We start from the raw sequence: 20,686 nt of genomic DNA on the forward strand, positions 1-20,686 counted from the left end.
CTGTGACATACGGTCTGTTTTCGGCAGCCCCCACCCCCGATAGGACACCATGACAAGCGAGTATGCCGACGCGCACATGTCGCGACGCGATGCTCGCCGCCACCGCAATAACGCGAAGCGCAAGGGCGGCTGGGGTGTCTTTTTCCGCGACCTGATCGTCATCATTCTGGTGGCACTTCTGGTGTCGTTCTTGGTCAAGACGTTTGTGGTGCGCTCGTTCTATATTCCGTCGGGGTCGATGGAAAACACGCTGCAGGTGCAAGACCGCATTCTCGTTGACGAACTGACCCCGCGCTTTACCGGCTACGACCGCGGCGACATCGTGGTGTTCCGTGACCCGGGCGGGTGGCTTCAGGGGGTTTCCGTGCCGAAGCCCGACCGTGGACCCATCGCTGAGGGTGTGGACTGGGTGCTGTCCCTCGTGGGCCTTTCGGCACCAGACTCGTCCGAGCACCTCATCAAGCGCGTCATTGGCTTGCCCGGCGACCATGTGGTGTGCTGCAACGAGCTCGGCCAGACGTCGGTCAACGGCGTGCCCCTCGATGAGTCGGAGTACGTACAGCTCACGCCCGGCCCCGATCGTCCTGAATACGAGTACGACGTTGTGGTTCCGGAAGGCTCGCTGTGGGTACTGGGCGACAATCGGAACAACTCACAAGACTCTCGCTTCCACATCGATGAGCCCGGGCAGGGCTTTGTACCTCTGTCTGAGGTCGTCGGACGCGCATTCTTGCGCACGTGGCCGTTCGACCGCTTCGGCGGATTGGGCTCCAGCGACTCGGCATTCATCGGCGTGCCAGATCCGGCCGACCAGTGAGCCCTGCCGTTCCCACGCTAGAGCGCGAAGCGACGCTGCTCGAGCAATATCCGTTCATCATCGCGTGCGATGAAGTCGGCCGCGGCGCGATCGCCGGGCCCGTCGTCGTGGGTGCCTCGATCGTCTACGCGTCGCACTTGGGCAGCGCTATTCCCGAGGGCCTGCGCGACTCGAAGCTCATCGCTGAGGCGAAGCGTCATGACGTTGCCGATCGTGCGCGCGATTGGGTGAGCGGTTCGGGCCTCGGCTGGGCGAGCGCTGTTGAGGTTGACCAGACCGGCATCATGCGGGCGCTGGGTACGGCCGCACTCCGCGCGATCGAAACCGTGGCGGCTGAAGCCGGCGTTGATCCGCGTGACGGCGTTGTGCTGCTGGACGGCAATTACGACTACATTCAGCCCGCTGGCGGGTGGGGGATGACGGTCATCCCCGTCATCAAAGGTGACCGCGATTGTGCGTCGGCTGCCGCCGCCTCCGTGCTCGCTAAGGTGGCCCGCGACGACTACATGGTGGAAATTCACGCCCAAGCGCCCGCGTATCAGTGGGAGCGCAACAAGGGCTATGGCAGTGCCGAGCACCGCGCCGCGATCGTCGAGTTCGGCATCACCGCACACCACCGTGTCTCGTGGGCATTTGAAGGCAACACGCTGTTCTGAGCCATTCGTGGTTCCGCTCGCCGGCTGTATATCGCTGGCGTTTCGGCTCTTGCCGACCGCGGTCACGGTGGACTTCTGAGCCTCGTTGTGAAGCTCAACGTCGTTTCGCCCTTATCTGTTGTTGCGGCATAGGATGGATGAACCATGGATGAGGATGCTTTTGACGACTATGACCGCGAACTAGAGCTCGCGCTGTACCGCGAGTACCGCGACGTTGTCGGTCAGTTTCAGTACGTCATCGAGACCGAGCGTCGCTTCTATCTCGCGAACGCCGTTGACGTGGTGCGCCGCGACTCAGCCAACGATTTCTACTTCGAAATCACGATGACCGATGTCTGGGTGTGGGACATTTACCGCGCCGATCGGTTCGTAAAGTCGGTGCGCGTGCTGACGTTTAAAGACGTCAATATCGAAGAACTGTCGCGCCACGACATTCAGATTCCTGACGACCTCGCCCTCGACGGCGAGAAGTGATCCTCGTTCCCTAACAACGCGCGATTTTTCGCGTGTTGTCCACCGCGGCTGATTCGCGGGGTTTTTGCGTGCCTGGGTACCGCAGAGTCGGGGGATGGCAGCGAAAGATGATCTGGGCAGACGTGGCGAACAGCTCGCCGTCGAATACCTCACCAAGCGGAACCACGTGGTGCAGAGCCGCAATTGGCGGTGCGCCGAGGGGGAGCTGGATGTCGTAACGCTCAACGACGACCTCGTGGTTGTCGTTGAGGTGAAGACCAGACGCAGCATCGCGTTTGGCGACCCGCTGGAGGCCGTCGATCCGCGTAAGATTTCGCGGCTTTGGCGTCTGGCGCGGGAGTGGAGCCGCGCGCACGCCGAGATCGCGCGCGGTCGTGCCGTGCGCCTCGACATCATCGGCATCACGGGCGATGACGATCACGGTTTCGACATCGCTCATCTGGAGGACGTGCGATGAGCGTCGTACGCACGTGGGCGATTGCGTTGAACGGTATCACCGGGGCGCTCGTTGAGGTTGAGGCCGATTTATCGTCGCAGACTCCGGCGTTCGATCTCATTGGGCTGGCAGACAAGGCGCTGGGCGAGGCCGTGCGTCGCGTGAGCAACGCCTGTTTCAACGCGCAGCTGCCATTGCCGCGGCGGCGCATCACGGTCAATCTGTCGCCGGCGGCACTCCCCAAACGGGGTTCCGGTTTTGATGTGGCGATTGCGATGGCCGCAATCGCCACCGAGCACAAGATTTCACTCGAGTCGTTGCACCGCACCGTTCACATTGGCGAGTTAGGCCTTGACGGCCGGTTGCGGCCGGTGCCCGGTGTGCTTCCGTGCGTGATTGCGGCGCGTGACGCGGGCTTCGATCGCGTGGTCGTGCCGTTCGCGAATCGTGACGAGGCACTCTTGGTGCCCGGCATCGAGGTGATTGGCGCGGTTGCCCTCAGCGATGTTGCGCGGGCACACGGGGTGGAATGTGAAGAACACGAGTTGGAACCAATCACATCGTCGAGCACGGTTGTTGCCGCTCCGCTGCCGGGCGATTTGAAAGATGTGGTCGGCCAACGCGACGCCGTGGAGTCGCTCATCGTTGCGGCCGCTGGTGCGCACCACGTTGTCATGAGCGGGCCACCAGGGGCCGGAAAGACGATGTTGGCCTCCCGGCTGCCGGGGATCCTGCCGGATCTCACGCATGAGCAGGCCATCGATGTTGCCTGTATCCGCTCGCTCGCCGGAGCCCCACTGATGGCTCTGCCGCGCGTGGTTCCGTTCGAGGCCCCGCATCACTCCGCGAGCGTCGTGGCGCTGATCGGCGGAGGGAGCGGAATTATTCGCCCAGGAGCGATTGCTCGCGCCGCGCACGGGGTGCTATTTCTTGATGAAGCCGCCGAATTTCCGTCGGCCGTGCTCGATGGGCTGCGTCAGCCGCTGGAGTCGGGGAGCATCACGATTCACCGTGCGGGCGCCGTCGCCACGTTCCCCGCGCGGTGTCAGCTGGTGGTGGCAATGAACCCCTGCCCGTGTGGAAACTACGGCGTTCGAGGAGCTGAGTGCACGTGTCCGTCGCCCGCGATTCGCCGCTATCAGTCGCGACTCTCGGGCCCCGTGCGAGACCGCATCGATATCGAGTTGCCGATGCGGCGCGTGACGTCAACGACGCTCGCTTCTACCGTGACGACAGCGCAAGCCCGAGATCGCGTCGCTGCGGCACGGGAACGCGCGGCACACCGGTTGCGAGAAACGCCGTGGCGGGTGAATGCGGAGGTCTCCGGCGCGTTTCTGCGGCGCGAGCCGGTCGTTGCCGGCGCACGCGATGCGCTCGATCGAGCGCTGGAACGCGGACAGATCACGCTCCGCGGCTACGACCGGTCGATGCGACTGGCGTGGACACTCGCCGACCTCGACGGCACCGACAAACTCAGCGCCACCCACGTGGGGCGCGCACTCTTACTGAAACAGGGAATGGCAGTATGAACGACGAACGACGACAAGATGCGGCGGCACGCGTCATCCTGAGTCTCTTGGCAGAACCGGGCGACGCCGACATTGGCGCGTTGGTGACCACGTATGGGGCGCCGAAAGCCGTCGACATTATTCGCACCGGCACGCACCCGCCCGACGTGCCTCAGCGCACCTGGACAGCAGCAACGGCGCGGTGGGCGCCGCGGCTCGGTGTGCTCGACGGCCACGACCAGCGAGAACGTGCGCGGCGTGCTGACGCGCGGCTCGTGATTCCGGGCGATGACGAGTGGCCCGACGCGGTCGATGACCTGGGGGTGCACGCTCCATTGCTGTTGTGGGTGCGAGGCGACGCGACGCTGTTATCGAGTGCACAGTCGGTCGCTCTCGTGGGTGCGCGAGCCGCCACCGGGTACGGCGAGCACGTCGCGGGCGAGTTTGCGGACGCACTGGCCCGCGGCGGAGCGTCCGTCGTATCGGGTGGTGCCTACGGCATCGATGGCGCCGCACACCGCGCCGCGCTCGGCGCTGGCGGAGTCACGATTGCGGTGATGGCGGGTGGCGTTGACCGCCCGTACCCGGCTGGCCACGCACACTTGCTCGCGCAAATTGCCCGCACTGGCGTTGTGGCGAGCGAGTTACCGCTCGGGGTTACACCGTCGCGGTGGCGATTCTTGAGTCGGAACCGCGTGATTGCGGCGATGACAGATGCGACGGTTGTCGTGGAGGCCGGGTGGCGCAGTGGTTCGCTCAACACCGCGGGGCACGCCGCATCCCTGGGGCGACCGTTGGGTGCGGTCCCCGGGCCGATTACGTCGCCCGCTTCGATGGGGTGTCACCGACTGATGCGCGAATTCGACGCGGCTTGCGTGACAACTCCCGAAGAAGTACGCGAGCTTGCCGGATGGCTTGACGAGGCTGCAACACCCGAGCGCGGCGCTGATGGTGACGCCGGAAGCTCAACCAACCGCCTCATTGATGCCCTCAGCGTGCGGGCTGCTCGCGACGTCGACGAACTGGCTCGTCGCACGGGGCAGCCGCGCGACGAGGTGCAGGCAACCGTCGGGCTTTTGATGCTGGAGGGGGCCGTCTTCGCCGTCGATGGTGGATATGTGCTCGCCAATGTTCCGGAAGGGCGCGGATAATGAACCCATCGTGGGTTGGAATGGGCATCACCAAATGTCACTGTCCTTGAATGGATGGGAGCCGATAGGCTGACGGCAGCAGGCAGACTGGCGCCTGCGTCGCATCACACAGAAGAGGCAGACCTCATGGCCCTGCAGGATCCATCCACGTACACCGCCGCTGATCTCGCGAACCCGGCGCTCGACGACGCGACGCTGCGTCACATTGCGCAGTACCGCCCTGACCTCCGTGGTTATGTTTTGCAGCACCCCGCGTGCTCGCCCGCACTGGCGCAGATGATTCATGCGAGCGCCGCGCCGCAGCAGGCGCCGACTGCACCGGTTGTTCCCTCCGTGCCGCAGGCACCCGCCGGATTCAACCTGGGGCAGGCCGCAAGCACGCCGGGCGCACAGCCGTTCGCAGGCCAGGCACAACAGTACGGCCAACAGCAGCCGCAACAGTACGGTCAGGCACCGCAGTATGGACAGGCATCGCAACAGTTTGCGCAGCCGCAAGCTCCGCAGCACCCGCAGGCAGTCGCCTGGGCGCAGTGGTTCCAGCAGAACACCGGCCGCCAGCCCGGGCCTGCCGACTACCAGAACGCCGTCGCCGCCGGCCAGCTGCCACACCAGGTGCTGATGGGCATGCCGGCCGCTGTAGCGCACAAGCCCGGATTCCCGGCACAGCTCGGCGCGCTGGGCCGCCTCCTCATCCTGATTCCGATCGGTGCCGTGATCGCCATCATCGGGAGCTTCCTGCCCGTCATCAGCATGGGCTCGTACTCCTTCAACTACTGGGCGGAGGGTGCCGACGGGCCGATCATTCTGGTGTGTGGTTTGATCACCATCGCCGTGGCTGTCCTCGCGATCGTGAAGCCCGCGAAATGGTCATACATCGTTGCCGGCGTGGTGGCGATTCTGAGCCAGATTCTGTTGTTCATTTCGACGATCTCCGGTATTTCAACGAGCGTCGAATACCAGATTGCGCTCGGCCCAGCCATCTACGTCGTGCTTCTCGGTGCGATCGTCGTCACCGTCGGCGCGGTCGTCGCCCTCGTTTCGGCACGCAAGCTCTAAGCTGGTCAATCTCGGCCAGCCACCACGCGGTGCGCAACACTGTGCCGCATCATGGAGTCATGAGGCTCGATGATGCGGCACAGGCGTTTGCGACGCACCTGGCGCAGGTTCGCCGCCTTTCCCCGGCGACCATTCGCGCCTACGCGGCTGACCTCAGAGACCTCCGCTCCCACCTCGAAGACGACGACATCACGCTCATCGATGTCGATACGCTGCGCGATTGGTTATGGCACGCCACGCAGCGCGGCGACGCCCGCTCGACGATCGCCCGCCGCACCGCCACGGTGCGTACGTTCTTCGCTTGGGCGCTCGAGCACGGCCACGTGACAGCCGACCCCACACTCCGCCTGGTGACACCTAAAAAGGCACAGATCCTTCCCGCGGTAGCGACGGCGACGAGCCTCGACGAAGTGCTCTCTGGCCTCCGCGTAGCCGCCTCTGACGGCGACCCGATCGCCCTGCGTGATCACGCGATGCTTGAGCTTCTCTACGCGGCGGGCATCCGTGTTTCCGAGTTGTGCGGGCTCGATGTCGACAGCATCGACCGCGACCGCGCCACCGTTCGGGTCTGGGGTAAGGGGTCGAAAGAGCGCGTCGTGCCGTTCGGGTTGCCCGCACGAGATGCCATCGACGCTTACCTCACCCGAGCGCGGCCGACGCTGGTTGCGCGGGGGAGCGGAACCTCAGCACTATTTCTCGGGGTGCGTGGCGGCAAGCTGTCGCCGCGCGCTGTGTATGAGGTGGTCTCGCGCGAAATTGCGCCGGTCACGGGCCGGGAGCACGTTGGCCCGCACACCCTGCGGCACTCCGCGGCGACCCACCTAATCGACGGCGGCGCTGACCTCCGTGCTGTGCAAGAAATCCTCGGCCATGCGAGCCTCGGCACGACGCAGATCTACACGCACGTCTCGAGCGAGCGTCTCGCCGCCGTGTACAAGCTCGCGCACCCGCGAGCGTAAGCGCCACGCGAGGTACGCCGCCTCACACCCTGCCTCGGGGTTCCGTAGCCAGCGTCTTCCCAACCATCGAACCGATTCGATACAATTATCGGCGGCGCCGCACTCGACGCTCCACATCTTCTGCACTTTGCGAGTTTCTGCATGGCCACTCCGTTGACGACCGGCCGCCCTTGGCGCGTCATACTTGCGTTTTCTGTGCCCCTGTTGCTGGGCAACATCGTGCAACAGCTGTACCAGTTCGCCGATGCTGTCGTCGTCGGTCGATACCTCGGCGTCAACGCGCTCGCAGCCGTCGGCGCGACGGGTGCGCTGTTGTTTCTGCTGTTGGGTTTTGCCTGGGGTATGACGAGCGGCTTCGCGATCCCGACGGCGCAGGCCTATGGCGCGGCTGACGCACGCGCGGTTCGCCGTTCGGTGGCCGCTGGCGCCATCTTGACCGCCATCGTGAGCCTGGTCATCACAATCGGTGGGCCGTTGGCCGCCGAGCCCATCCTGAGGCTCTTGCAGACCCCGCCCGAGCTGATCGCTGAAGCGACTATCTTCACGCAAATCAGCTTCCTCGGCGGTGCAGCAACGATGTTCTTCAACTTCCTTGCGGCGATCATCCGATCGATCGGTGACTCCCGCACGCCCCTCGTATTCCTCACGCTGGCGTGTGTGCTCAACGTTGGTCTCGTCATCGTCATGGTTGGTCCGCTGGGTTGGGGCGTCGGTGGCGCGGCAACGGCAACCGTCGTGGCCCAGGCGATCTCGGTCGTGCTGTGCATTGACTACGTTCGTCGCCGCGTTCCGGAGCTCCGGGTGCAGCGCGAGGACTGGCGCGTCACGCGTGCCGAATTCGCCGAGCACCTGCGCCTCGGCCTCCCGATGGGTTTCCAAGCGTCGATCATCGCGATCGGCACGCTGACGGTTCAGGTTGCGCTCAACACGCTCGGCACCAACGCTGTTGCGGCGTACACGACCGCCGCTCGCGTTGACGGACTCGCCTCCGCATTGCTCGCATCGCTGGGCCTGGCGGTTTCGATGTACACCGCACAAAACATCGGTGCGCGTCGCCCCGACCGCATTCGCCGCGGAATGAAGCAGGCCATCTGGATGGCCATCATCGCTTCTGTCGTACTCGGGGCTGTCGTGATCGCGTTCGGTGTGCCGCTCATTCGCCTGTTCATCGGCGAGGGTTCAGAAGATGTCGTCGAAATGGCGCACCTGTTCCTCATCGTGAACGGCTCGACGTACGCGATTCTGGGTGTGCTCTTCGTCGTGCGTGGTGCGCTTCAAGGCCTGGGGCAGGCGCTCATCCCGACGATCACCGGCATCATCGAACTCGTCATGCGTGTGGTTGCGGCCGTCATCTTCGGATCCTGGTTCGGCTACTTCGGCGTGACGCTGAGCAACCCCATGGCGTGGATCGGCGCTGTCGTGGTGCTGGTACCCGCGTATATGGTCGCGCACCGCAAGCTCGCCCACATGAAGGTTGATCCGGTCGAGGTCACGCTCACCACACCGATTCCGGTGATCGGCCCGACCGACAGCGCGCTCGTCGTCGACGGCATCGTGACGCAGCCCGTGGTCGTTATCCGGCAGCGACGGTTCTGGCGCTCACGCTAGCAACGGAAAAACGAGCAGCGGGCGATCGCTATCGGCACGGCGCATGACCTCGAGGCTGATTCCCCACACCGCAGCAATTGTCTCGGCTGTCAGCACCTCGCAACGGTCAGGCTGTTTGCGATGACGCGCTCATCGTCGGCGGTCGTGGCAAACCAACCTTGATACGGCACCCGGCCGAGTGCCACAACGTCGCGACCCCGCAATCCGTCGGCGGTTGCCCATTCTTGCTCGACCAGCGCTATCCGCTGTGCCCGCTCCCGCCGGTGCAAGCCGCTCAATGGTTCCGCATCCAACGCTATCGAGCCGCTGTCTGCGCGCAACGCACCGGCGATGAGGCGGAGGAGCGTGCTCTTGCCGGAACCATTGGGGCCGACAAGCGCCGTGACCGAGCCCGCCGGGGCGGTGATGTCGATGCCGTCAACGATCAGGCTGTGACCGCGCGTGAACGTGACGCGCTGTGTGTGAAGTTCGCTCATGCGCGATTGCCTCGCATCCGCATCATCAAGATCGCGAAGACGGGGCCACCGATGAGCGCCGTCACGATCCCGACCGGCAATTCGCGCGGGTCAAACATCGTGCGGGCCGCTCATGAGGTTATCGCCGCTTCCATCGTCTAGGAACTATATTCACAGGAATTGAACGCAAGCCGCGCGGATTCGTGCCCGCGTGTGCAGAATGACTTTATTCCTCACAACAGGGCAACAAAATGGGTCTTGCGATACGACTGAACAGGGAGGCCGGGTTGATATAGCTCCCGTTTTGGCGCACACCCCAGTGCAATGTGCCCGTGGCCGCATGCCCGCCTGTCGAGACGTACCCGACAATCTCTCCCGCCTCGACAGCGCTCCCGACCTCAGCCGATGCCACGACTGGTTCCAGCGTCGTGACAAACCCATTGCCGTGGTCAATCGTGACGAGTGGTCTGTCGGCCACCGTGCCCACCCAGGCAATGGTTCCGCCCGCCGGCGCCCCTGCCACAGCGCCGTCACCCACCCAGAGATCGATTCCACGATGCCCGGACCCGTAGTCATGCTCGGGTTGCTGGTAGGGCACGCTAATGCTGACGACTACGGCGACGGGCCAACGCCACTGTGCGTGCGCCGCCTGGATGGATTGCGGAACCACGGGCCGCTGTGCAACGCCGGTGGCGGGCGTGGGGAGAAAGATGAGCGCCGCGATGAACCCCACCGCAGCGAGCAGGCGCGACCGGTGATGAGAACAAATTCGTGGCGAGGTCATGTCACCACGGTGCGCTGTTGTGCGTCACCAGGACAGTGGGACGGAACAACCGGGGAAAACTCGCCGAATTCGATGTTTGGGGAGGAATCCCAATGGTTCTCACCCTGCTATGCTGAAGGAGCACCTCGCTTTGTCGGGGTGACTTCGCGTGCCCAATGCGTATTTTACGTGGCACATTTCCCAACGGTCCTTTTTAAGGCGGGAGTGTGTGCCGGGCGCCAGGAATTGAGCATCCGCTCGCATAACCGCAATCGGCGCTTTTGCGCCATAAACAAGGGAGAACGGCATGGCCGTTGTAACCATTCGCCAGCTGCTTGACGCTGGTGTGCACTTCGGACACCAGACGCGTCGGTGGAACCCGAAGGTAAAGCGCTTCATTCTGACGGAGCGTTCGGGCATTCACATCATCGACCTGCAGCAGTCGCTCGCATACATTGACCGCGCATACGACTTCGTCAAGGAGACGGTCGCACACGGCGGCACCGTTCTCTTCGTCGGCACCAAGAAGCAGGCTCAGGAAGTTATTGCTGAGCAGGCTTCGCGCGTTGGTCAGCCCTACGTTAACCAGCGCTGGCTGGGTGGTCTGCTGACCAACTTCCAGACGGTTTCCAAGCGCCTCGCTCGTATGAAGGAGCTCGAAGAGCTCGACTACGAGAACCCGGCTGCATCGGGCTTCACCAAGAAGGAGCTCCTCCTCAAGAAGCGCGAACTCGACAAGCTGCACAAGTCGCTCGGTGGTATCCGCAACCTGACCAAGACGCCGTCGGCGATGTGGGTTGTTGACGCCAAGCGCGAGCGTCTCGCCATTGACGAGGCCAAGAAGCTCGGTATCCCCGTGATCGGTATCCTCGACACGAACGCTGACCCGGACGACCTGCAGTACCCGATCCCGGGTAACGACGACGCGATCCGTTCGGTCGGTCTGCTCACGCGCATCATCGCTGACGCAGCTGCTGAGGGTCTCATCCAGAAGCACCAGCCGGCTGACGCACAGAGCGACGCTGAGCCCCTCGCTGAGTGGGAGCGCGAGCTTCTCGAGCAGGGCACCGAAGCTGCCGCTGCTGAGCCGGCCGCTGAAGCTGCTGCTGAGGTTGCTGTCGAAGCAACCGAAGAGTCCAAGTAACTTTCCGCCTACACGAAACAGAAGGAGCCACACACATGGCCAACATTTCTATCGCGGACATCAAGGCACTGCGCGAACAGCTCGGTACCGGCATGGTCGACACCAAGAAGGCTCTCGAAGAGGCCGGCGGTAACCTGGAGAAGGCGACGGAGATCCTGCGCCTCAAGGGTGCCAAGGGCAACGCGAAGCGCGCTGACCGTTCGACGAGCGAGGGCCTCGTAGCTTCGCGCGAAGTCAACGGCAAGGTCACGCTGATCGAGCTCGCTTGCGAGACCGACTTCGTCGCAAAGAACGAGAAGTTCATCGCCCTGGCTGACACCGTCGTTGACGCTGTTGCCGCTGCAGGTTCCGAGACGCTCGAGTCAGCTCTTGCCGTCACGATCGACGGCAAGACCGTCGCTGACGTCATCTCGGAGTCGGCTGCCGTTATCGGCGAAAAGATCGAGCTGCGCCAGGTGCGCACCGTTTCGGGCGACAAGTTCGAGATCTACCTGCACAAGACCAGCAAGGACCTGCCCCCGCAGATCGGTGTTGTCGTTGCCTACTCGGGTGACGACGCTGACACCGCTCGTTCGATCGCTCAGCACATTTCGTTCGCGAACCCGTCGTTCCTCTCGAAGGACGACGTTCCCGCAGACGAGATCGAGAAGGAGCGCGAGATCGTTACCAAGATCTCGCTCGAAGAGGGCAAGCCTGAGGCTGCCCTCCCGAAGATCGTTGAGGGTCGCGTTAACTCCTTCATCAAGCAGGTTGCATTGCTCGAGCAGGACTACGCCAAGGACAACAAGCTGTCTGTTGCAGCGGTTGCGAAGGACGCCGGTATCACGGTGACCGACTTCGCCCGTTTCAAGGTCGGCGCGTAACACCTATGTGAGGGCCCGGATCGATATATTCGATCCGGGCCCTTCTTCACGCGTCCAGGCCGGGCGCACATAAATCGCAGCGATGAAAGGAGCCGCCATGGCTACCGAAGAAACCGGACGCCGTCGCGTCCTCCTGAAGCTCTCTGGTGAAGCCTTTGGTGGCGGCCAGCTCGGTGTTAACCCCGACGTTGTGAGCCAAATCGCTCGTGAAATTGCCGCGGTCGTTGACACGGTTGAGGTCGCTATTGTCGTCGGTGGCGGCAACTTCTTCCGCGGTGCAGAACTGAGCCAGCGCGGCATGGACCGCGGTCGTGCCGACTACATGGGCATGCTCGGAACCGTCATGAATGCCCTCGCGCTGCAAGACTTCCTGGAGCAGGCAGGTGCCGCAACGCGCGTGCAGTCCGCTATCCAGATGACGCAGGTCGCAGAATCGTACATTCCGCTGCGTGCTGAGCGCCACATGCAGAAGGGCCGCGTTGTGGTCTTCGGCGCCGGCGCCGGTCTCCCGTATTTCTCCACCGACACCGTCGCCGCACAGCGTGCGCTGGAAATCGGTGCTGACGAAGTTCTCGTTGCAAAGAACGGCGTCGATGGCGTTTACTCCGCCGACCCGCGCGTTGACCCGAACGCTGTGAAGCTTGACCGCGTCACCTACCAGGACGCACTGCAGCAGGGGCTCAAGGTTGTTGACTCAACCGCATTCAGCCTCTGCATGGACAACAAGATGGACATGCGCGTGTTCGGTATGGAGCCGGCAGGCAACGTTACGCGTGCGCTGCTGGGCGAGCCCATCGGTACTTTGGTCACAAGCTGACCTGCCTCCGCCTACTAGACTGAGAACTTGATTCTTCCTATCCGATTGGAGCACGCATGATCGCCGACGTGATTGCTGAAACCCGTGGCCGCATGGAGCGCGCTGTCGAATCAGCGAAGGAAGACTTCGCCACCGTCCGAACGGGCCGCGCTAACCCGCAGCTCTTCCAGAAGATTCTGGTGGACTACTACGGCACGCCGACGCCGCTCGCACAGCTGGCTTCGTTGAACACCCCCGAGGCACGCACGATTATCGTGACGCCCTACGACAAATCGGCGCTGAAGGCCATTGAAGACGCCATCAGCTCGATGCCAAATCTCGGCGCAAACCCGAGCAACGACGGCAACATCGTGCGTGTCACGATGCCCGAGCTGACGCAAGACCGTCGCAAGGAGTTCGTCAAGCTGGTGAAGTCGAAGGGTGAAGACGCGAAGGTTCACGTTCGTGGCATTCGTCGTAAGGCCAAGGATGAGCTTGACGCGCTGAAGAGCGAGGTCGGCGAAGATGAGGTCGCTCGTGGCGAGAAGGAGCTTGACGCTCTCACCCGTGCGCACACTGACCTCATTGACGAAGCGCTGAAGCGCAAAGAGGCAGAGCTCCTCGAGGTCTGACGTTATGAGCGCCGATCCCCAGGACGATGCGCTCGAGTCACCGCTCGACGCGCAGCACGACGACGCCACGAGCTCCGGGCACGGTGCGGCAGCTCAGTTTGAGGCGCGCCGTGCTGAATTTCGCGACCAGGTCGCAACCGCGCGCGAGCACTTCGAAGAAGTAAACGAAAAGATCAAGCAGCGGACGGGCCGCGACCTCATCCTCGCGGTCCTGTCCGGGCTTGTTCTGGCCGCGATCGTTTTTGGCTCGCTGCTGTTCTTGCCGTCACTGTTCGCGAGCATTGTGATCGTCGTCAGCGGTCTTGCGACGTTTGAGCTTGCGCGTGCCCTGGAAACCGGTGGCCGTAAGGTCGACGTCTGGGTGCAGATCGCCGGCGCCGTGGCGCTTGCCGCCACCGGTTATTTCGGCAGCGCTCTGTGGCAACTCTGGGTCATGACGTTTGCCGTTGTCGCCGTGCTGATCGTGTGGCGCATGGTCGCGCAGATGGCGGCGCGCGACGGACGCACGTACGGCGACGTGCTGGCTGATATCGCTGCGGCCGGTTTCTTGCCCATGTACGTGCCGTTTCTGCTCGCGCTGGTGCTTATCTTGCAGCAGCAGCCCAACGGTGCCGCGTGGATTCTCACGTTCATCATCGTTGTGATCTCTGCTGACACAGGTGCATACGCGGTTGGGGTTTGGATCGGCAAGCACCCCATGGTTCCCCGCGTGAGCCCGAAGAAAACGTGGGAAGGCTTCGCCGGTGCCGCACTCGCTGCGACCACGGCGGCGACGCTGCTCGCATACTTTGTGCTTGACCTGCCGTTGTGGGCTGGTGTCATCATGGGTCTCGTGATTCTGGTGACCGCAACACTCGGAGACCTGGGAGAGTCGCTCATTAAGCGCGACCTGGGAATCAAAGACATGAGCTCGTGGATTCCGGGTCATGGCGGCCTGCTTGATCGCCTCGACTCGATTTTGCCGTCGGCTGCCGCGACGCTCGCGCTCTGCTACTGGCTCACTCCGTTGGTAGGTGCATGATGTCGGCTGCCGTATTCCCGCTGACATCTGGTCGTCAAAAGGGCTACGAACAACGTGCCGTTGACGCTTTTCTTGCGCAGGCCCGCGCGGCATTCGAGCGCCGCGAGGGTGCTCCGACGGTGACGTCGCAAGCCATTCGCGAAGTCGCCTTCCCGCTCGTCAAAGAGGGATACTCCATATCGCACGTTGATGGCGCACTCGGGCGAATTGAAGATGCGTTTGCTGCTCGCGAGCGCGACGCTGCAATGCGCCGCGAAGGCGCTCGCGTGTGGGTCGATAACGCACGCGAAGCTGCCGAAGAGATTCTGCAGCACCTGTCGCGTCCGGCAAAACAGCGCTTTGCCCGAACCTCAGCGCTCACCTACGGATACCGGGTCGATGAGGTCGACATCGTGGCAGACAAGCTCGTTGCTTTTCTTGAGCGCGGCCACCTCGTCACCGTAGAACAGGTGCGCGCGGCAGCGTTTCGGATGCAGCGCCGTGGCTACCGCGAAGAGCAGGTCGACGCGCTGCTCGATGCTGTTGTTGACGTGATGCTGGCGGTTTCTCCTACGCGCTAATGGCTTGTTCAGGCAAGCGTGGGTACACTGGAAACACTGTGACTCATCGCAAAGACCTCCGAACGCACCGCGCATCCCAAACCGTTGACGTGCAGTTCACGCCGCGTCCGCGATCTGCTGCGAACACGAAGCCCTCGCGAAAGCGTGCCTTGGCGTCGATGTTCGCCATCATGGGTGTTGTCGCATTTGGCGGTGCTTTCGCGATTCCCGCGGGTGCTGCGCTGGCCGGTACGGCCCCCGAAGCACAGCCCGCCGATTCCTCGCTGTATGACGCCGCGGTTGCCGGTGCGCAGCAGCTCATCGTCGATGACGTTGTCGTTGTCGCCGCCCTCGATCGCTCCAGCAGCGTCTACGAGGCCTACGTCACGCCGACTCCCACGCCGACGCCGACGCCGGAAAAGAAGTCCTCCTCGTCATCGGGTTCCAGTGGTAGCTATTCGCCGCCGTCGTACTCGGGCGGTGGCTCGAAGGAAGACTGGCTGGCAGCGGCGGGCATCGCGCAAAGCGATTGGGGCTACGTCGACTACATCGTGAGCCGTGAGAGCGGCTGGAACCCGAACGCGACGAACTCCAGTTCGGGCGCGTGCGGTCTCGTGCAGGTGTACCCGTGCGGCAAGATCGATAACGCGTATGACCCGGTTGTCAACCTGACATGGGCAAACGGTTATGCGACCGGCCGCTACGGCAGCTGGGCAGGCGCATACGAATTCTGGACCACCAACCACTGGTGGTAAGTAGCTGTCATGCCACGGTCTAATCGCCGTCGTCGTGACAACACCGACGACGATTCATTCGAGCGTTTTCTCGGCGGCATGAAGCGTACCGAGAGCCGTCGCGGCCTCGAGTATTATGTGCAACCCGTGTCGCCTGCGAAAGCGCTCAAGGAGTACACGTGCCCCGGGTGCTCACAGATTGTTCCGCTCGGCGTCGCACACCTTGTGGTGTGGCGCGCCGATGGCATCATGGGCGACGCGGCTGACCTCGCCGCGCGTCGACACTGGCACACACACTGTTGGAGGACGAGTTGACTGAGATTCGCGGCCCACGAGAGCTTCCGGCGCGCCGGGAGAACATCGAGTTGCAGACCGCTGACGGCCTCACCCTCGTCGGTGAACTCGCGTTGCCTCTGACGGCGGAGCCTGTCGCCACCCTCGTCACTCTGCACCCTCTGCCCACGCACGGTGGCTTCATGGACTCGCACATCCTGCGCAAGGCCGCAGCTCGTCTGCCCGCATTGGCTGATCTCGCGGTGCTTCGTTTCAACACCCGCGGAACCACGTCACAACGCGGAACCAGTGAGGGTGCGTTTGATGGCGGTGTGGCTGAGCAGCACGACGTGGCCGCCGCCATGGCGTTTGTCAGCGAACGTGGTCTGCCCAACCCGTGGATCGTGGGCTGGTCATTCGGTACGGAGCTGGCGCTGAAGTACGGCCGTCACCACGACATTCTCGGTGCGATCCTATTGTCGCCGCCGCTGCATCGCGCGACCGCTGATGAAGTCGCAGCGTGGGCGGGCGACGAGCGTCGTCTCGTTGCGCTCATTCCCGAACACGATGACTACCTGAAGCCCGCTGAGGCGGCCGAGCGCTTTGCGTCGGTGCCGGAGATCGAGCTCATCAACGTCGACGACGGTAAGCACCTCTGGGTGGGGGAGACGCAGACCCGTCGTGTCCTCGATGAGATCGTGCGTGTCGTCAATCCCACAGCGCTGCCGATGCCAACCGAGTGGGCTGACTAGGCTCAGCGTTCGTTCTGTTGCGGGATGATCACCTGGCGGTAGATGATCAGCAGGCTCGCTGCGACCGGAATCGCGATGAGCGCGCCCAAGAGCCCCAGTAGGGCCGCACCGGCAAGCGCGGCAATCACGACGACCGCACCGGGAATCGAGACGGCGCGGTTCATGATGCGCGGTGACAGGAAGTACGCCTCCACCTGCATGTAGATGAAGTAGTAGATTGCCGCGGCGATCGCCGTCTGCGCGGAGCCGACGTCGGGGATCAAGCAAGCCAGGATGATGAGGATCGAACCGGTCAGCGTTCCGACGAGCGGAATGAGGCTGGAGAAGAATGCCACCACGGCCAGCACAGCGGCAAACGGCGCGTTGATGATGTTGAGGAAGATGAACGACAGGATGCCGTTGATCAGGCCGAGACTCACCTGGCCGATGACGTAGAAGCCGACGGAGTCGGTGATCTGGTCGCTCAGGTCAACGAACCGTTCGCGGCGCGAAGCCGGAACCAGCTGGTTGACAGCCGCTTTCAGGTGCGGCGTCGAGGCAGTGAGGTAGATCGTCAGAATGAGCACGATGAACGCGCCAGCGAGGCCGCCCAGAATATTGAGGCTGAATTGCCACACTTCGCCGGCGTAGTTCTGGATATTACTCAGCACGAAGTTCTGTGCCTCTTGGAAGACCAGCTCGACATCGACGCCGGGCAATCTTTCCTGAGCCCATGTCAGGAAATCCTCGTAGGACCCCTGTTGGTTCAACTGGTTAATAACCGTCGTGATCTGGTTCACCAGCTGAGTGATCTGCTCCACAATGATCGGCAGCACGATTAAGACGACGCCGGCAAAGAGGCCGAGAATTCCGAAGACGGTGAGGGTGACAGCGAGCCAGCGGGGCAGCCCACGGCGTTCGAAGAACGAGACCACCGGATCCAGTCCCAGGCTCAGAAAGAGTGCGGTGCCGACGTACAACAGGATCGTCGACAGCCCCTGCACGGCCGAAATAATTAACAGGCCAACGCCGACGCCCAGGGTCGCAACCAGGGCGGTGCGGAAGGGATTGTGAATCTTCACCGAACTCCTCACAGAACTCAGGCCAGAGTAACCCCAACGACCCCCTTCAGCAGGATGCGCACGCATGTCGGGGCAACTTTCAGTGATGTTCGCTAACCTGAAATGTCGAGAATCAAGCGATCGGCGCCCGGCGCCGTCGCGAAGGAGTTCATTTCGTGCGATTTTTATTGGCTGTTGTGTCGTTCTGCCTGGCGTTTCTGTGCGCTGCGGTCGGAGTCGGCCAACGCACCCTGTGGCTCGGGCCGAACAGCCACCAGGAGCAGTTTCCGGTCGAAGCGAGCGAGAAGTACACCCTCGTCGACGCTGGTGTTCTCGCGTATCTGCCCGGTGGTCAGACCCTGATTGCACGCGGTGAAGGAGACCTTTTCGCCGCCTACGGTCGCACCAGCGACATGGTCGCGTGGCTCGCTGACACGTCGTACAACCACGTTGTGGTGGAGAAGGTCGACGGCGAAAAGAAGATTGTTTCGTCTGTTGTTGACCCGGTGGTTGTCGAAGAAGAACCCGCCGATGAGACGGCTGCCGAGCCGACGCCAACTCCGGAGGCAACCCCAGAGGGTGAAGTCGCGGTCGAACCCGGACGCAACCCTGCTGGTTCCGATCTTTGGATCGCCGAGTTCACCGACGTCGACTCCCTCATTCAGACCTTCAACCTGCCGGCCGAGATGAGCGTGCTGGTTGCTGCCGACGGCACGGTGCCAGCACCGGCCGATATTTCGGCAAAGTGGACCCTCGATAACTCGACGCCGATGGCCGGCCCCCTGATGGTTGCTGGTGGCGTTTTCGCCCTGATCGGTGTCGTGCTGTACATCCTCGGTATCCGTCACATGCGCCGTAAGCGCGGACCGCGTCGCCGCGGACTTCCGCCGCTGCCGGTGACGGAACCATTGAGCCTTGCTGAGATTGAAGAGGCTGAGGGCAAGGGCGTGATTTCGTCGACGCCGAAGAAGACGGAGCGCCGTGCGCTCGTGGCGTTGCCGCTTATTCTGGTGTCTTCGCTCGCCCTTTCGGGGTGCTCGCCCGACGTCTGGCCGCAGGCAGGCAACGAAACGCCGACGCCCACCCCGACGCCCACCGTCATCGCGCCGGAAGACCAGAAGGCCCCCGTGCTGCTGGATTCTCAGGCGACGCGCATCATGACGAAGATTTCTGAGGCTGCCGCTGCCGCCGACACCAGCCTTGATGCCGCCGCCGCCGGCGAACGACTCAGCGGCGCCGTGCTCGAGGCCCGTTCGGTCAACTACACGCTGCGCGCCAAGATTGCGGAATACGCGGCTCCGTCTGCGGTGCCCGCAAATTGGACCATCCTGCTCCCGCAGGCGGCCGACACGTGGCCGCGCTCGTTCCTGGCGATCTACAAGGACGACTCGGACACCACGATCCCGCCGGTCATCATGATGGCGACGCAGGTAGACCCGTGGGCCAACTACAAGCTGACGTACGCCGGTCAGATGGAAGCATCGGCCGTTGTGCCCGGGCTGGCTCCGGCTGACATCGGTGCGACGCTCGTGAACCCCGACAACCAGTTCTTGCTGGTGCCGCCGAACGACCTGGCGGCGATGTACTCCGACATCATCGAAAACGGTGAGAACAGTGAGTTCGCCCCGATTTATGACCTCGCGGGCGATCAGTTCCGCGGTCAGCTGCTGACGAAGCGTCAGGAGAGCCTGGACGCCTTCAACACGACCGCTGCTGGCACGGGTGAGATGACGTTTGCGTCGGCACCGGGAACGGAAGCACCGGTCGCGCTCGCGACGCTCGATAGTGGTGCGATCGTTGCGGTGACCGTGAACGACACCGAGTCGCCCCGCTCCATTAACGCCGACGCGGTTATTCGTATTGGCGACAACCCAGTGCTGACGACGCTGACGGGTGTCACGGAGGCCTCGACGGGCTTCTTGACCACCTACACGAACCAGCTGTTCTTCTACGTGCCAGCGCAGGGTTCCACTGAGCAGATTCGTCTGCTCGGATACTCATCGTCCATCTTGAAGTCTGAGGTTCTTCCATGAGTGAACAAGCCCCCGGAGCCGTCTTGCGCGGCGCTGTCGACCTGTCGAGCCTGCGTAACCGCGCGAACCAGCCGGCGGCTTCGAACGCCGCAGCGTCTGATGCACCGTCGTACATCGTCGACATCACCGATGCGACTTTCCAGCAGGTGCTCGACATCAGCCGCGGTGTTCCCGTGGTCGTCGACATGTGGGCGGGGCGCAGCGAGGCCAGTACGCAGCTCAGCGCGACCCTGGAGAAGGTCGTCACGGAGCTTGCCGGTCGGTTGTTGCTCGCGAAGGTCGAGATCGAACGCAACCCGCAGATCGCGCAGGCGTTTCGTGCGCAGTCGATCCCGCTCGTCGTTGCTCTCGTTAACGGTGCTCCGGTTCCGTTGTTCCAGAGCGCCGTCACCGAAGAGCAGGTGCGTGCCACGTTTGAGCAGCTTTTTGAGTTGGCAACGCAGCAGGGCGTGACCCAGATTCTTGGCGGCGCTCAGGAAGACGGTGAGGAAAAGGCGGAACCAGAACTGCCACCCCTGCACCAAGAAGCTTTCGTCGCTATTGAAGCTGGCGATTACGCCACCGCGATCACCGCGTACGAAGAGGCCCTGGCCGAGAACCCGCGCGACGACGAAGCACGTGCCGGCCTCGGCCAGGTCAAGCTGCTGCACCGCGCGCAGAGCCTCAACCTGCAGGAAGTTCGCGACGCTGCCGCGGCGAACCCGCGCGACGTGCAAGCGCAGTTGAACATCGCCGACCTCGACCTCGCTGGCGGCCACGTTGAAGACGCGTTCGGTCGCCTCCTCGACCTGTTCGCTGAGCTGCCGAGCGACGAGCGCACGCCGGTGCGTGAGCGCCTGCTGGAGCTGTTTGGTCTCGTCGGCGACGCTGACGCCCGCGTGATCCGCGCCCGCAGCCGCCTCACGTCGCTCCTGTTCTAGAACTTCGAAACGCCCCGACGTGTTTTTGTACGTCGGGGCGTTTCGTTTTGCTCTTG

General features: G+C 63.2%; 23 protein-coding genes and 1 pseudogene. 20 read left to right on the forward strand and 4 right to left on the reverse strand.

Annotated elements, in window-relative coordinates; genetic code table 11:
• Nucleotides 1-76: 76 nt before the first annotated feature.
• From lepB to ACQUSY_RS08835, 9 genes are all read left to right on the forward strand, one after another.
• A complete protein-coding gene (lepB, locus tag ACQUSY_RS08795; RefSeq protein WP_425463447.1) occupies nucleotides 77-817 on the forward strand; it encodes a signal peptidase I in 741 nt (246 codons plus the stop codon).
• Complete coding sequence (gene rnhB, locus ACQUSY_RS08800) at nucleotides 814-1,473, forward strand: ribonuclease HII (protein ID WP_428904109.1); 660 nt, start codon at nucleotides 814-816, stop codon at nucleotides 1,471-1,473. The genes lepB and rnhB overlap by 4 nt, the downstream gene beginning before the upstream one ends.
• 144 nt (nucleotides 1,474-1,617) lie before the next feature.
• On the forward strand, nucleotides 1,618-1,947 hold the full coding sequence (locus ACQUSY_RS08805; protein ID WP_217337409.1) for a DUF2469 domain-containing protein: 330 nt from the start codon (nucleotides 1,618-1,620) through the stop codon (nucleotides 1,945-1,947).
• Between the two features lie 94 nt (nucleotides 1,948-2,041).
• On the forward strand, nucleotides 2,042-2,404 hold the full coding sequence (locus ACQUSY_RS08810) for a YraN family protein (protein ID WP_428904110.1): 363 nt from the start codon (nucleotides 2,042-2,044) through the stop codon (nucleotides 2,402-2,404).
• Nucleotides 2,401-3,912 (forward strand): YifB family Mg chelatase-like AAA ATPase, encoded by a 1,512-nt coding sequence (locus ACQUSY_RS08815; RefSeq protein ID WP_428904111.1) that lies wholly within the window; start codon nucleotides 2,401-2,403, stop codon nucleotides 3,910-3,912. The genes ACQUSY_RS08810 and ACQUSY_RS08815 overlap by 4 nt, the downstream gene beginning before the upstream one ends.
• The gene (gene dprA / locus ACQUSY_RS08820; protein WP_428904112.1) at nucleotides 3,909-5,042 is read left to right on the forward strand and encodes a DNA-processing protein DprA; all 1,134 of its coding nucleotides are present in this window, start codon (nucleotides 3,909-3,911) and stop codon (nucleotides 5,040-5,042) included. Before ACQUSY_RS08815 ends, dprA begins: the two co-directional genes overlap by 4 nt.
• A gap of 126 nt (nucleotides 5,043-5,168) precedes the next feature.
• Nucleotides 5,169-6,098 (forward strand): variant leucine-rich repeat-containing protein, encoded by a 930-nt coding sequence (locus ACQUSY_RS08825; protein WP_428904113.1) that lies wholly within the window; start codon nucleotides 5,169-5,171, stop codon nucleotides 6,096-6,098.
• A 59-nt stretch (nucleotides 6,099-6,157) separates the two neighbouring features.
• A complete protein-coding gene (locus tag ACQUSY_RS08830) occupies nucleotides 6,158-7,057 on the forward strand; it encodes a tyrosine recombinase XerC (protein ID WP_428904114.1) in 900 nt (299 codons plus the stop codon).
• 141 nt (nucleotides 7,058-7,198) lie between these two features.
• On the forward strand, nucleotides 7,199-8,665 hold the full coding sequence (locus ACQUSY_RS08835; RefSeq protein ID WP_428904115.1) for an MATE family efflux transporter: 1,467 nt from the start codon (nucleotides 7,199-7,201) through the stop codon (nucleotides 8,663-8,665).
• 89 nt (nucleotides 8,666-8,754) lie between these two features.
• On the opposite strand, the gene ACQUSY_RS08840 is transcribed toward ACQUSY_RS08835, so the two are convergent.
• The 3 genes and pseudogenes from ACQUSY_RS08840 to ACQUSY_RS08850 all read right to left on the reverse strand — a co-directional run bounded on the left by ACQUSY_RS08840 (nucleotide 8,755) and on the right by ACQUSY_RS08850 (nucleotide 9,904).
• Nucleotides 8,755-9,141 carry an ATP-binding cassette domain-containing protein gene (locus ACQUSY_RS08840; protein ID WP_428904116.1) on the reverse strand — a complete coding sequence of 129 codons (387 nt, stop codon included), beginning with the start codon at nucleotides 9,139-9,141 and terminating at the stop codon, nucleotides 8,755-8,757.
• Nucleotides 9,138-9,248 (reverse strand): annotated as a pseudogene (locus ACQUSY_RS08845) (iron chelate uptake ABC transporter family permease subunit); the annotation flags it as partial. The gene ACQUSY_RS08840 and the pseudogene ACQUSY_RS08845, both read right to left, overlap by 4 nt.
• A 98-nt stretch (nucleotides 9,249-9,346) precedes the next feature.
• Nucleotides 9,347-9,904 (reverse strand): peptidoglycan DD-metalloendopeptidase family protein, encoded by a 558-nt coding sequence (locus tag ACQUSY_RS08850; protein WP_428904117.1) that lies wholly within the window; start codon nucleotides 9,902-9,904, stop codon nucleotides 9,347-9,349.
• Between the two features lie 286 nt (nucleotides 9,905-10,190).
• Here ACQUSY_RS08850 and rpsB point away from each other — a divergent pair, with 286 nt between their 5' ends.
• The 9 genes from rpsB to ACQUSY_RS08895 all read left to right on the forward strand — a co-directional run bounded on the left by rpsB (nucleotide 10,191) and on the right by ACQUSY_RS08895 (nucleotide 16,637).
• Nucleotides 10,191-11,027, forward strand: a complete 837-nt coding sequence (gene rpsB, locus ACQUSY_RS08855) for a 30S ribosomal protein S2 (RefSeq protein WP_428904118.1) — start codon at nucleotides 10,191-10,193, stop codon at nucleotides 11,025-11,027.
• Nucleotides 11,028-11,062: 35 nt separating this feature from the next.
• Complete coding sequence (tsf, locus tag ACQUSY_RS08860) at nucleotides 11,063-11,890, forward strand: translation elongation factor Ts (RefSeq protein ID WP_428904119.1); 828 nt, start codon at nucleotides 11,063-11,065, stop codon at nucleotides 11,888-11,890.
• A 97-nt stretch (nucleotides 11,891-11,987) separates the two neighbouring features.
• Nucleotides 11,988-12,707 (forward strand): UMP kinase, encoded by a 720-nt coding sequence (pyrH, locus tag ACQUSY_RS08865; RefSeq protein ID WP_428904120.1) that lies wholly within the window; start codon nucleotides 11,988-11,990, stop codon nucleotides 12,705-12,707.
• 56 nt (nucleotides 12,708-12,763) lie between these two features.
• Complete coding sequence (gene frr / locus ACQUSY_RS08870; RefSeq protein ID WP_428904121.1) at nucleotides 12,764-13,318, forward strand: ribosome recycling factor; 555 nt, start codon at nucleotides 12,764-12,766, stop codon at nucleotides 13,316-13,318.
• A gap of 4 nt (nucleotides 13,319-13,322) precedes the next feature.
• Nucleotides 13,323-14,339, forward strand: coding sequence for a phosphatidate cytidylyltransferase (locus ACQUSY_RS08875; RefSeq protein WP_428904122.1), 1,017 nt, complete (start codon nucleotides 13,323-13,325; stop codon nucleotides 14,337-14,339).
• On the forward strand, nucleotides 14,336-14,899 hold the full coding sequence (locus ACQUSY_RS08880; protein WP_428904123.1) for a DivIVA domain-containing protein: 564 nt from the start codon (nucleotides 14,336-14,338) through the stop codon (nucleotides 14,897-14,899). Before ACQUSY_RS08875 ends, ACQUSY_RS08880 begins: the two co-directional genes overlap by 4 nt.
• Nucleotides 14,900-14,937: 38 nt before the next feature.
• Complete coding sequence (locus ACQUSY_RS08885) at nucleotides 14,938-15,633, forward strand: aggregation-promoting factor C-terminal-like domain-containing protein (protein WP_428904124.1); 696 nt, start codon at nucleotides 14,938-14,940, stop codon at nucleotides 15,631-15,633.
• Between the two features lie 9 nt (nucleotides 15,634-15,642).
• Nucleotides 15,643-15,927, forward strand: coding sequence for a hypothetical protein (locus ACQUSY_RS08890; RefSeq protein ID WP_428904125.1), 285 nt, complete (start codon nucleotides 15,643-15,645; stop codon nucleotides 15,925-15,927).
• Nucleotides 15,924-16,637: an alpha/beta hydrolase gene (locus tag ACQUSY_RS08895; RefSeq protein WP_428904126.1), complete on the forward strand. Its 714-nt coding sequence runs from the start codon at nucleotides 15,924-15,926 to the stop codon at nucleotides 16,635-16,637. Before ACQUSY_RS08890 ends, ACQUSY_RS08895 begins: the two co-directional genes overlap by 4 nt.
• Nucleotides 16,638-16,639: 2 nt before the next feature.
• On the opposite strand, the gene ACQUSY_RS08900 is transcribed toward ACQUSY_RS08895, so the two are convergent.
• Entirely contained in the window at nucleotides 16,640-17,698 is a 1,059-nt protein-coding gene (locus ACQUSY_RS08900; RefSeq protein WP_428904127.1) for an AI-2E family transporter, read from the reverse strand.
• 155 nt (nucleotides 17,699-17,853) lie between these two features.
• Here ACQUSY_RS08900 and ACQUSY_RS08905 point away from each other — a divergent pair, with 155 nt between their 5' ends.
• Complete coding sequence (locus tag ACQUSY_RS08905; protein ID WP_428904128.1) at nucleotides 17,854-19,710, forward strand: DUF8094 domain-containing protein; 1,857 nt, start codon at nucleotides 17,854-17,856, stop codon at nucleotides 19,708-19,710.
• Nucleotides 19,707-20,630: a tetratricopeptide repeat protein gene (locus ACQUSY_RS08910; RefSeq protein WP_428904129.1), complete on the forward strand. Its 924-nt coding sequence runs from the start codon at nucleotides 19,707-19,709 to the stop codon at nucleotides 20,628-20,630. Before ACQUSY_RS08905 ends, ACQUSY_RS08910 begins: the two co-directional genes overlap by 4 nt.
• The last annotated feature ends 56 nt before the right edge of the window (nucleotides 20,631-20,686 follow it).

The sequence above is a fragment of the Microbacterium daqui genome (assembly GCF_050408675.1).
In the GTDB taxonomy this organism is placed as follows: Bacteria; Actinomycetota; Actinomycetes; order Actinomycetales; family Microbacteriaceae; genus Microbacterium.